Genomic DNA, 12,148 nt, shown 5'->3' with positions numbered 1-12,148 from the left:
GAATCAGTCCTGGTGCTCGCGAATGGTGGCCAAAATCAGATGGACGATGGTCAAGACCATGCCACAGACCGCCAACAAGGTCAGCAGGTTGTACAAGCGGCGCGGGTAGAGCGCCTGGTCTGGCACGGTGGGCGGCTCCACCACCACCAGCGACTTGAGTTTGCGCATGGTGTCAAGCCGGGCCGCTTCCAAGGTCTGGATGGCTGCCTTGTAGGCTTCCTCTGCGAAGGACGCCCGCGTCATCAGCCCTTGGTACTCAATCGTCAGGCTGGCCAACTGGGCACCGCCATTTTGCGGAGACACCGACCGGTTGCGCTCCGCCTCCAGTTGTGCCTTGGTGGCGTCCATTTGGCCACGCAGCGTTTTGACTTGGAATGAATCGTCGCTCAGGAACGACTGCGCCGCCCGCAGTGCCGCCTCCTGCTGCGCCAGCGTGTTTTGCAACGTCGCCGTCAAGCTCGAATTGGCGGTGGCCTGCGACATGGGATCCAGCCATTTGTTCTTCACCTGAAACGCCAGCACATCGGCCTTGGCTTTTTCCAGCCGAGCCTGCGTCTCTGTGGTCTGGGACTCTGCGAATCCCATGCGCTCACGTGCGAGGCGGTGCATGTAGTCGTTGGTGAAGCGCTCCGACTCGTCCAAGATCGCCTTGGCGATGCGCTGAGCGGTGGCTTTGTCAAAAGCCTGCACATCGAAGGTGAGTAAACCCGCCAAGTCGTCATGCGTCATGGTGACGCGGTTGCGGAAGTACTCCAAAAACTCTTCGTCCGTGGCGCTGGTGGACAAACGGAAAATGAAGTCTGCACTGGGCGACGTGTAGTGAGCGCGCAGGTTCAACTTTTGGTCGAGCCGCTTAAGCATGTCCATGGAGTAGACATACGTTTGCAGGTACATCAAATCCGAATAGGCGGGGCTGCTTCCGCCACCGCCCAGCAGCGCAGACAGACCCGATGTGCCCGTGCTGCTGCTGACGCCCGAAACGTCCCGCATGCTAATGACGGTGTGACTGACGTAACGGTCGGCCGCCATGGTGGCATAAAAAAGGCTGGCCAGCAGCATGGGCAAAGCCACCAGCAACAAGGCCAACCGGCGTGGTGACAATAGAGTGAGCAATTTCATAAATCTCGTCCAGAAGCCTTCAAGCGGCGTGGGGATGATTTTTTCTGCATGTTCTCGTAGATCGAGAGGCCTTCTGCAACATCTTCGTACAAAGTCGCCACTCCGCCTTCAAGAACCACCACGGTGTTACACAAATCGAGAATGTCTTTCGTATTGTGGGACACCAAAATCAGGTTGGACTTGCTGATTTTCTGGCGAAACAGCGCCTGCGCTTTTTTTCTGAAAATGGGATCGCCGGTGGCCATCCCCTCATCCACCAGATAATAATCAAAATCAAACGCCAGACTCAGCCCAAAAGCCACCCGCCCACGCATGCCGGATGAGTATGTTTTCATCGGCAGATCAAAGAACTTACCCAGCTCGGCGAAATCCTCGACAAACTGCATGCGCTCTTTCACTTCCTGCGGTGAAGCGCCATACAAACGGCAGACGAAGCGAACGTTGTCTCGCGCTGTCAGTGAGCTTTGAATGGCAGAACTGAGCCCCACCGGCCAAGAAATCGACTTTTGCGTGCGAACGAAGCCTTCATCTGGCCGATCCAACCCACCCATGACACGCATCAGCGTGCTTTTGCCCGCCCCGTTGCGCCCCATCAAACCAATGTTGGCGCCCTCCGGGAAAACAAAATTCAGATTTTTGAACACGTAGTGCCGACCCAATGGAGTCGGGTAATACTTGGTCAGATTCACCAGTTCAATCATGCCTGGCTCCTCAGCGTCGGCCTTCGGCCAACTCTCGCCGGCGCACCCAATACATCAACAACCCCAACGACCAACAAATCAAAATCCAAACCATTGGATACGTCACGCTGGTTCCTTGCAGCATTTGGTACCCAGGCAGAAAACTGGCCCGCAAAATTTCGACCAAGTGCAACAATGGGTTGTAAAGTAGAAAATCCGTCGCTTCACGCGGCAATGAGGACAGCGGAAACATCACCCCAGAAATGATTTGCAAAGGCATGGATAACATCGAGATAACCATCTCTAAGCGCGGCAAATAATTAACACCAACCGCACTCACCAGCCCCAATCCAAACCCAATCATGACAAATGCAAGAACCCCCATCAGGTACGCCAGCAAATCCGCAGGCCACATGATGTTAAATCCCAACCGTTCCAATACAATCAACCCAACCAAAAAGACCACCACGCTGATCGAAAACTCGAGAATAGTTCGCGCAATGAGCGTATCCAGCGGTTTGACTTGTTTATACCCAAACAAACCTTTGTTCGCCTTGACGCCATTCATTAACTGTTTCCACAAACTCACTCCCAGTTGGAAGGGAACCATGGCGACAAACAAAAAAACAGCGAAATCAAACACCCCGTGTTTGGCGTGCCCACGCACAACGGTGAAAAGCCACGTTAACATGGCCAGCTTCAGCAGTGGGTCGAGAAATAGCCACAGAACCCCTGTCCAGTGTCCACCAAAGCGGGTTTTCAACTCGCGCATCAGCAGCGCAAAAACCACTGCACGCTGGATTTGAAAGGGCGTTCGCTTGATCACGAAAAGGCATCACCAAAGAAGACACCGAACCACGGCAGCTCGGCTTGCAAAGCGCGCTACTGTACTCCAGTTCCCAGCTGCAATTTGATAAACGAATATCATCAGCAACGGGCCGCACTCAACAAGCAGGCCAGCAACTCGTCTGGCTGTTCGGCCAGTGCCAACGGCAGCACCAGATGCTGGGCATCGTGCTGGCGCGTTCGATCGGCTTGGGCTCCTAGGTCAAATACCGCCACCTTGCGTCCACTGCGCAGGGCACCCGACAGCACGTAGCAGTAGGTTTCCGGCCAAATCGAGGGGATGAAAATCAGGTGGGGATCCGCTTGTTCGATGCGGGCCAGCAACTGGTCGTCTGTGTAACGCCCAAGCAGCCGCACCCCCGCCGCCGCCAGACGGGCATCATCCGACGAATAGCCCAGCAGCAGCAGCTCACAAACGGGCTGCTGAACACGCGCCAGCGGCAGCAGTTCCAGCAACACATCCATGCCCTTGATGGGGCTGATGGCGCCAATCACCAACACGCGCACCCCCTCATGCGCCAGGGCCGGATGGTGCGCCACCATGCCCGGCTGAATGTCGTGCTCATGCGGTTCCAGCGACACGGTAGCGTGTGGCGCCAAGGTTGCCAAACGCCGCGCCACGTCCACCGAAGGCACCACCACCTGCCGGGCCGTGTGCAGCCAACGCTGTGCATCTTCTCGCCAAACGCGGATCGAACGAACCCCCGGCACCTCGGGTGCCTGGGCCAAACAACGGTCACAGCCTGCCGCGTCGGGCTCACCACAGTACCGCCCCGCCGGGGTGACCAGGTTCACACGCGGGCACATCCAGTGGTAATCGTGAACCGTCAGCCGAATCGGAATCCGATGACGCTGGGCGGCAGCCAGCAGATGGCGCCCCACCGATGCGTCAAAGTCCACCAAGTGATGGACGTGTATTTCGGTGATGCGCAACCGGCGCAAGGCTTCGTCGAACAGATCGCTGGGATGCAACTCCAGCGCAGCCAGATTGGGCAACCCCAGCAAATCGGCATGCGTGAGCGTGGCATAGGGGCCGGGTTTGGCCGCTGGCCGCAGCTCAAACACCCCACACCCTTGATCGACCAACTCCCGGGCCTGCTCCATCAGGTGGCGCTCCGTGCCGCCACCTCGGTTGTGACACACCAGCAACACGTTGCGCTCGGTTGCGTGCTGGGCCATGCGGGCCAAATCGAGTCGCACGCGGCTGGGGCGCGTCGGATCTTCGGCGATGTAACGCGCCACGTCCGCTTCGTAGTTGGGATGCAGCCGGGCCAAGGTCTTGAGTGCCTTGCGAATCCGCCCGGTGGCCTCCGACTGGAAACTCACCGACCCCACATGGCGAACGTACACATCGCAAGCGATGCCGTTGATCCACCCTTTGCGCAACATGCGCTGGCACAGGTCGTTTTCCTCACCATAACCCCGGCCAAAGTGACGTTCATCCAAACCGCCCACTTGCGCCAAAGCCTCTTGGCGGATGTACATGCAAAAACCCACCCCTGTGGGTGCAGGCACATGGCGGCCACTGTTGACCTGGGCAGCCAGCCGATCCAGCTCAGCATGGGACACCTCCAAGGGCAAGCGGTTGTCCATCAGCGTCTGGGGATAGCTGCAAATCGTGGCGTTGTTGGACAAGGGCGTGAGCGTTCCCAGGCGGGGGTGGGCGTGCATCTGCGCCACCAGCCGATCCAGCCAGTCGTTGTAGACCTCGGTGTCACTGTTGAGGATCAGCACGTCACGCGCCGCCGCCAGGCGAAAGCCATGATTGACCGTCTTGACGAAGCCCTGGTTGCGTTCGTGTTGCTCTAGGATGAACAGATCCCGCGCCGCCAAGCTGCGCAGCATGGCGTTCAATTCAGGTTCAGGGCCGGCATCGTTGATGACCACCACGCGATGTGGTGTTCGCACAGGGGTGGTCAGCACGGTCCACAAACAGCGCAAGGTTTCACGCAGACCCGCGTAAACCGGCACAAACACATCGAGCGTTGGCTCGGTCGCCCAGCGGCGGGGCTGAAGATCGGCCCACGTCAGCGGATCCAACACGTCGGGAAGGGCATCGGCCAGCTTGTTGCCTGCACCGCGGTTCTCCGCTGAGAGGTGCAGTGCCGCCAACCCATCGCCCGCTCGGGCGGTGCCCGCATACAAACCTGGGCGCAAGCGCAGCAAACGCTGGATGTCCAACCCCGGCAAGGGGCTTCGGCCCTCGTTCCAACCGCTGTGCAAAAAGTGGGCAAATGGCTCCACTCCGGCGGTCCGCACGTCGGGGTAAGTGCGCAAGTAGTGATCCGGGTCGAACCACGGCGACGGGGTTTTGCTTGCAAACCGCGCCACCAAGGCGTAGTGCAGCGCTCGGTTGAGGCCACGCCGAGCCGCAGAGCCGGCACAACAGTGGGCGTCATAGTGGTCAACGTCGAACAACGGAGCCGGGGCCAAGCCCTGGGCATCACCGTGCTCGACATAGTGCTGAAGAAGCGACTGGCCCTGTGCGCTGAGCTGCGCCTGGTGCAGTTGGGACTGGTAGAAATCCTTGTCGAACAGCCCAGTGCGCTGAGTCAACAGCATCTCAGCCGTCAGCGTGGCATGACCGATGCCCCAGCGACGCCGCAGCCACCGCAGGCCGCACAGGCTCCACCACATGATCTTGGCGTCCAGCGCACGCTGGGGGATGGCGATCCAGGATCGTTTTCTTTTCATGCTGTCGGTGGTGTGCGCGGTGGCGGAGATGCGGGCGCAAATGTAGCTGACCGGTCACACCGCCCCCAGCGCTGCACCAACTGAACGCTGGCCTGGCTCATGCGCTGGCGTTGCTCGGCGTCGTGGTAAAGCGACACGATGGCCTCGCACCAAACCGAAGCCACAGGCGGCAACAACCAACCCTCCTGACCATGCCGAATCACCTGGGCATAAGGGCCTTCATCGGCGTACAGACCGACGGCGGCGCAGCGAGCGATGTCCCACACGCGGGTGTGGGAGCGCACGGCGTTGAACGCCGAGGGCAGCAGCGGTGCCAAGCCAATGCGCTGACCAGGATGCTGATCGGCCAACCAACGGCAATGCGCCAAGTACGCCGACCAGCTCATGGGATGCAACACCCGTGTGCGTGGTAAATCTCGGAACAACTGCTGAATGGGCCCGTTGCCCATGACCTCGAAATGCAGATGCGGACACGCCGCCAGCGCCTGGGCCACGATCGGCTGTAACCACGCCATTTCGGCTTGGTGGCTGCGGGTGCCGTGGTAGAACAGCAGCACCGTCCGACCCGGTGAGGGCGCAGCGGCTGGCCAGCTCGGCACAGACTCGACCTCATCGGAGGCCGGCAGCGGCGGCATGACTTGGGCCCCCAACTGCGGGTAGCGCTGGGCCAGCGCGGGGGTGGACACCCAGTAGGTGGAAACCAGCCGCCGCCACAACGGTCGCAACGCTTGTTGATGTCGCCACAGCCGCCAGCGATAACCCAGCGGCAGGTCCCGCCAAGCTTGGGGATCGAACAAATCGTCGTCCAGCAGGTAAACCACCCCCGCCAGATGCGCTTGGTGCTCGCGCAACGCTTTGACCCACTTGGGACGCACGTAACGCACGATGATCACCAACGTCCCGGGTTTCAGATCGCCAGGGCTCGGATCGTCTTGGATGGCGCGGTACGCCACCGGCACCCCTGCTTGGGCCGCACGGGGGCGGACATAGTAGTCTGTGGTCGGTGAGGGGGGCTGATCCAGCACCAACCAAGCGCGCACGGGCTCGCGGTACTGCGCCTGTGGCGCCATCAACCAAGCCGGCCCCGCCATCAGACCGTCCGCGACAAACTCAGGCTGCCAGCCAGCAAGGCGTTCGCCAGCGCCAAGGGATCGTCCGCCAAGGTCAAGGGCAGGCACAGGTGGCGCTCGTCATGGGCGCGCACGCGCTCGGCTTGGGCGCCCAAATCGAACACGGCCACCTGGGTGCCACTGCGCAGCGCCGCCGACAGCACATAACAGTAGGTTTCGGGCCAAATCGACGGAATCCAAATCAAGTGAGGCTGCGCAGCCTTGATGCGCTCGGGCAAATCGGCATCGAAATAGGGGCCCAGCAAGCGCACCCCCTGGCCGGCAAGGCGGCCATCTTCCGGGGAAAAGCCCAGCAGGGACACTTCCAAGTTCAACCCCTGCTCCCGCACTGTACGCGCCAGCGCCAGCAGCACTTCAAACCCCTTGATGCGGCTGATGGCCCCGATCACCAACACTTTCAGCGGCTCACCTGGCCGAACCGCCCGCAAAGCCGACAAGCCCGGCGACGGCGGCGCCTCGTGCGCTTGCACCACCAGGGGAATCGGTGCGGGCAGCATGCGATGCAAGCGCTCGGCTACATCGTGACTTGGCACCACCACCCGCTCTGCTGCATGCAGCAAAGGCAACCAAGCACGGCGCCAAGCGGTGATGCTCGGGTTGGGCCCAGTGGGGCCATCGCTTAAGCAGCGGTTGCAGGCCGACGTGTCGGGCTCCCCACAGAAGCGGCCTTGCTGGGACACCATGTTGACCCGAGGGCAAACCAAATAGTAGTCATGCACGGCCACATGCACGCGCAGTTTGAGCTGCCGCGCCAGGGCCACCAGGCGCTCGACAGCGTCTGGCGGAAAGTCGATCAAGTGGTGAACATGCAAATCCGTGATGTGCAACAGCGACAGCACCTCGGTCAGCATCTGCTCATCGTCCAACGAGATGTGCCCCAGGTTGGGCAAACCAAACAAGCTGAAATGCCGCAGCGACAGCGATCGGGTGCGCGCCACCGGACGCAGTTCAAACACCCCCCAACCACGCGCAAGCAACTGCTCGGTTTGTTCAAGCAAATGGCGCTCTGTGCCGCCCCCACGAGAATGACACACCAGCAAGGCATTGCGCTGGCGGCACATGCGCCGCAACCGGGCCACGTCCAGCCGCGCACGCCACGGGCCAAGCGGATCGGAGGCGATGAAATCGGCCAGCACCGGGTCGGCCATGGGAGGATGAGGCTCTGCGGCACCCCGCTCCCCTGCCGTGCGTTGTACGCCAACGAACACATTGCACGCCACGGCACTGCTCCAGCCGTGCGCCTGCAAATGTGCCCACAACGCACCCCAGATGTCCGACCCACTGCGCGGCAACCCACCGTCCTTGAGGGCCAAGCGCCGCAGCAGTAACAGCCCCGGTGGCAGCAGCGTGGGCATGCGCACCAGCCCTTGGGCGTTGATTTGGGCGGCCAACATGTCCATGTCCGCCGGTGAACTCTCCAACGGCACGGGCACCGCCGAGAACATCTCCGGATAGGCGGCCAGCCCACCATCGTCAGACAGTGCGCACAGCGCCCCCACATCGGGCATGGCCTCAAAGTGCCTCAGCAGGCGATCCAACCAATCCCCGTGAACCAGAACGTGGCTGTCCAACAAAACCACGTCACGCGCCTGGACGCGGTGCAAAGCATGCAGAAACTGCACCGGTGAACCTGCGACCGGGCCTTCCACGGGCGGCAACCACGTCAGCAGGTCACGGGCAGCCAAACTGCGCAACCAAGCGGCGGTGTCGCTGTCCTCGTGCTCGTTGTAGATGACCAACAAGCGCCATGGTGCCTGGATCGGCGCACACAGCAACTGTCGCAGGCAGCGCAGCGTTTGGGGCAGCGCGGTGGTCACATGCAAAACGACATCCACCTGCACCGGCGCCTGGCGGGCGTGGCTCGGCATGTCCGCCCAAAACGCCGACACCTGCGCTTCGGGATCGTCCCCCAAGACGTGCTCTGGCAGGATCGAGTCGGCCGCATCCTGGGTGTGGTGCAGGCGCAAAATGTCTTCGGTTCTCAGCAGCGACAAGGGGTTGCCCTTGACGGGCCGCAACTCCGACAGGGTGTGCAGGGCTTTGCGAATGTCCAGTCCCGGCAGGGGACTGCGGCCTTCCCGCCAACCATGGTGCTGGAAATGCCGGACAGCCTCTACCGCCGTTGTGCCCACATCGACGCATCGACGCAGGTAGTACTGGGGGTCGAACCAAGGCGTCGGGGACAGCCAACGGAAGTGGGCCATCAGGGCGTAGTGCAACAGGCGGTTGAGCCCCCAGCGCCGGCCACAGTGGGCGTCATAGTGGCGCGCATCAAACAGCGGACTGGGCGACAAGCCCGCCGCATCCCCATGGCGCACATAGTGTGTCAGTGGCGACAAACCACGCAGCGCACCTGGATGGATTTGGGCGAGGTAATGATCGCGGTCAAACAGCCCCAGCAGCCGCGTCAGCCCCACTTCTGCACGCAGCAAAAATGCCAACGGCGCGGCGCGTCGGCCCAGCCAGCTCATGCACGCCACGCAAATGAACATGATGGCGGCATCCCACCGGCGCTGCGGTATCTCCGCCTTGCGCACAATCAGCGCTTTGATCGATCCTCTACCCATCTCGATCAACGCGGAAAACGACGGATCACGCCGGCCACCCTCATGCCAATGACTCCTGTGCTTGGTCTCGACAAGCCCCGACCGATCCCGGGCTGGCTTGTTCGCAGGCATGATCCTACCCGTGGACGGTGGCCCGCCCGCACAGAACCCCTAGCTATTTTGTGCAGTGCAGAAAGCGTACCGCACCCCTGAAGGGTTACCCCGCTCCCTCAGGCAAGGCGCGTCGGTATTGGATGGCTTCTGCCAATTGCGCCACGTCCACGGGGCCAGCCTCCGCCAAATCGGCGATCGTCCGCGCCAGTTTGAGCACTCGATGCAGACTGCGCCCCGACCATCCCAGGCGCTGCGCTGCGGCCTGAACAAACGCCCGCGCCGCTGGGGTCAACTGACAATGGGCATCGACCTGCCCAGCCGCCAAGGCTGCGTTCGTCCCTTGCTGCCGTGCCCACTGACGTGCCCGTGCTTGCGCCACACGCTGCGCCACGTCGGCAGAAGACTCTTGGGGACGGGGACTCAACAACTCCTCCGGTGGAACCGCAGGCACCTCCACTTGCATGTCGATGCGATCCAGCAGCGGGCCGGACAGCCGCGCTTGGTAGCGACGCACGCTTTCCGGCGTACAACGGCAGTGCCGCCCCAGGGAAGCCCCTCCCAACCAGCCACATGGGCATGGGTTCATCGCGGCCACCAACTGGAAGGCCGCAGGAAAGCGCGCCTGCCGCCCCGCTCTTGAAATGGTGACGGCGCCTGACTCCAGAGGCTCGCGCAACGCCTCTAACGCCGTGCGCTGAAACTCTGGCAGCTCGTCCAGAAACAACACCCCCGCGTGCGCCAGCGAAATTTCCCCCGGTCTCGGCGGAGAACCTCCCCCCACCAAAGCCACGGCACTTGCGCTGTGGTGCGGCGCCCTCAATGGGCGATGCCGCCACGCAGCAGGTTCCAAGTGAGCGCCTACCAACCCTTGAATCGCCGCACTGGCCAAGGCTTCCGCTTCGCTCATCGGGGGTAGCAAGCCGGGCAACCGCTGGGCCAGCATCGATTTGCCCGACCCGGGCGGCCCCACAAGCAAAATGCTGTGCCCGCCGGCGGCGGCCACTTCCAATGCGCGACGGGCCAACGTTTGCCCCCGCACATCGGCCAAATCAGGCCCAGAACAGTGGGGAGCCACCGCTGCGCCCTCGGCACGGGGCAGGTGCTCCAAGTGACCACCGGGGCGCATGGCGGCCACCACATCGCGCAGATGATGTGCCACCCGCACATCCAATTGGGTGATGCGGGCGGCCTCGGCGGCACTGGATGGTGGCAGCACCAGCGTGCGGCGCTGGCCCTCAGGCACCTGACTGGCCGCCAGCGCCAAAGCCAACGCCCCTCGGATCGGACGCAACTCCCCGGTCAGCGACAACTCACCCGCAAACTCACAGGTGGCCAGCTTGGCCGCGTCCAATCGGGTAGCCGGGGGTCTTTAGCCCCCAGCTCCCACACCACCCACCATGCGGGTCCGCAGTGGGCGGTTCAACAAGTCGGCTCGCTCGACGAAGCTCGCTTCTCCTTCCCGCTCAGGTATACCCCTGAGCCTTCTTCCACAGGGCCACCACGCTCACCAGGCCCGTCTCGTGCAACCTCTCGTTTGTCAACGCGATTCGCAACGCCGGACTCCTGGCCATGCGCCAGTTCCCCTTGCCACTCAGTCCGTGCCTAAAGGCCATGCGTCTATTCACGCCCAGCCTCAACAACTCCCGGATCTTCGTCCTGCTCCTCTTCCACCGTTTCCAGTAGACCGATCGCATCCGCCTTCTGATCCATTCGTCTAGCCCCGGTACGGGCCTCCAATACTGACTGATGCCGTAGTACTGCATCCACCCTTGCACGTGCTTTCTCAGTTCAGCCAGTCGGTGATCCATCGACACCCCCCAGCCTTTCCTCGTCAGCCCCCGCACCCGGCTTTTGAAGTTCTCCACCGTCTTCTTGTGCCACCGTATCTTGCCCGCCTTGATCGTGAAGCCTAGGAATTTGCACTCTCCCATCGGCGCAACCTGGCTCTTCGCCTGATTTACCCTGAGCTTGAGTTTTGCCTCCACAAACTTCTTGACGCTGTGCATCACCCGATGCCCCGCCCTCAGGCTGCGCACCAAAATCACCACATCGTCCGCATAGCGCGCAAACCTGTGCCCTCTGCTGTGCAGTTGCTTGTCCAGCTCGTGCAACATCACATTGCCCAGTAACGGCGACAGCGGCCCGCCTTGTGGCGTCCCCACTTCGCTCGGCTCTACGCGGTATCCCACCAGCACCCCTGCTCTCAGGTAGTTGCCTATCAACCTCAGCAGCACCTTGTCCCCGATGGTGCGGCCCAGCAGCCCCATCAACACGTCGTGATCGACCGTGTCGAAGAACTTGGCCAAGTCCATGTCCACCGCGAATTTGTAGCCCTGCTTGACGTCTTGCTGCACCTGCTTGATCGCCTGGTGTGCATTGCGGCCTGGTCGGAACCCGTAGCTGTTCGCACTGAACTCCACCTCGTACAGCGGGCTCAGCACCTGCGCTATGGCTTGCTGGATCACCCTGTCCATCACGGTCGGGATGCCCAGCGCCCTCTTGCCTCCTCCAGCCTTCGGGATTTCCACCCTCCTGACCGGCTGCGGCTCGTAGCGCCCTCGCTCGATCTGCTCCTTGATCCTGGGCCAGTGTTGCCGCGCTTGTTCCGGGTAGTCCTCCACCGTCACGCCGTCTATGCCCGGCGCTCCTTTGTTGGCCCTCACCCGCTTCCACGCCTTCAACAGGTTGTCCCTGTCCAGCACCTTTTCTAGCAGTCCTTCTCGCTTCACTTCGTCTTGTCTCAAGGCTCGTTTCTCACCTCCACCGCCGCCCGCACACCTCCCCCGCTTCGGGTTCACCGGTGCCGTCGAGATGGCTGTGTCTGCTCCTTGTCTCTCGTTGTTCGGCCCTTCAGCGCGCTTAACCTGCGCCCCTACTACGGCCTCTGCTGACTTCTGCACCATCACGCAACGTGTTGCCACGCCACGCGCTGCATGGCTCGCAAGGGCGCTGCCTGTTTCTTCGTCTCGCAGGGGGCAGCTCCCCACGGCGCTAGGACGTTGATAACCCGGTACATCCC

At 62.0% G+C, this 12,148-nt stretch carries 8 protein-coding genes; all 8 read right to left on the bottom strand.

The window, feature by feature from the left end:
* Positions 1 to 3 precede the first annotated feature (3 nt).
* The gene (locus VITFI_RS05645; RefSeq protein WP_089416136.1) at positions 4 to 1,119 is read right to left on the bottom strand and encodes a hypothetical protein; all 1,116 of its coding nucleotides are present in this window, start codon (positions 1,117 to 1,119) and stop codon (positions 4 to 6) included.
* Positions 1,116 to 1,820 carry an ABC transporter ATP-binding protein gene (locus VITFI_RS05640; RefSeq protein ID WP_089416135.1) on the bottom strand — a complete coding sequence of 235 codons (705 nt, stop codon included), beginning with the start codon at positions 1,818 to 1,820 and terminating at the stop codon, positions 1,116 to 1,118. Before VITFI_RS05640 ends, VITFI_RS05645 begins: the two co-directional genes overlap by 4 nt.
* Positions 1,821 to 1,830: 10 nt before the next feature.
* On the bottom strand, positions 1,831 to 2,625 hold the full coding sequence (locus tag VITFI_RS05635) for an ABC transporter permease (RefSeq protein WP_157725577.1): 795 nt from the start codon (positions 2,623 to 2,625) through the stop codon (positions 1,831 to 1,833).
* Positions 2,626 to 2,726: 101 nt separating this feature from the next.
* Positions 2,727 to 5,339, bottom strand: coding sequence for a glycosyltransferase (locus VITFI_RS05630; protein ID WP_089416133.1), 2,613 nt, complete (start codon positions 5,337 to 5,339; stop codon positions 2,727 to 2,729).
* Positions 5,336 to 6,430 (bottom strand): glycosyltransferase family protein, encoded by a 1,095-nt coding sequence (locus tag VITFI_RS05625; RefSeq protein ID WP_089416132.1) that lies wholly within the window; start codon positions 6,428 to 6,430, stop codon positions 5,336 to 5,338. Before VITFI_RS05625 ends, VITFI_RS05630 begins: the two co-directional genes overlap by 4 nt.
* Positions 6,430 to 8,961 carry a glycosyltransferase gene (locus VITFI_RS05620; protein WP_157725576.1) on the bottom strand — a complete coding sequence of 844 codons (2,532 nt, stop codon included), beginning with the start codon at positions 8,959 to 8,961 and terminating at the stop codon, positions 6,430 to 6,432. Before VITFI_RS05620 ends, VITFI_RS05625 begins: the two co-directional genes overlap by 1 nt.
* A gap of 271 nt (positions 8,962 to 9,232) precedes the next feature.
* Positions 9,233 to 10,480: a YifB family Mg chelatase-like AAA ATPase gene (locus tag VITFI_RS05615; protein ID WP_089416130.1), complete on the bottom strand. Its 1,248-nt coding sequence runs from the start codon at positions 10,478 to 10,480 to the stop codon at positions 9,233 to 9,235.
* Positions 10,481 to 10,592: 112 nt separating this feature from the next.
* On the bottom strand, positions 10,593 to 12,050 hold the full coding sequence (gene ltrA, locus VITFI_RS05610) for a group II intron reverse transcriptase/maturase (RefSeq protein ID WP_198301432.1): 1,458 nt from the start codon (positions 12,048 to 12,050) through the stop codon (positions 10,593 to 10,595).
* Between the last annotated feature and the right edge of the window lie 98 nt (positions 12,051 to 12,148).

The organism is Vitreoscilla filiformis (genome assembly GCF_002222655.1).
Taxonomy (GTDB): Bacteria; Pseudomonadota; Gammaproteobacteria; order Burkholderiales; family Burkholderiaceae_C; genus Ideonella; species Ideonella filiformis.
This window is presented reverse-complemented; position numbering and strand designations above follow the sequence as displayed.

Bases quoted from the DNA above. Each gene is read 5' to 3' on its own strand.
- VITFI_RS05645 (WP_089416136.1), bottom strand. From the start codon at position 1,119: ATGAAATTGCTCACTCTATTGTCACCACGCCGGTTGGCCTTGTTGCTG.
- VITFI_RS05640 (WP_089416135.1), bottom strand. From the start codon at position 1,820: ATGATTGAACTGGTGAATCTGACCAAGTATTACCCGACTCCATTGGGT.
- VITFI_RS05630 (WP_089416133.1), bottom strand. From the start codon at position 5,339: ATGAAAAGAAAACGATCCTGGATCGCCATCCCCCAGCGTGCGCTGGAC.
- VITFI_RS05625 (WP_089416132.1), bottom strand. From the start codon at position 6,430: ATGGCGGGGCCGGCTTGGTTGATGGCGCCACAGGCGCAGTACCGCGAG.
- VITFI_RS05620 (WP_157725576.1), bottom strand. From the start codon at position 8,961: ATGTTCATTTGCGTGGCGTGCATGAGCTGGCTGGGCCGACGCGCCGCG.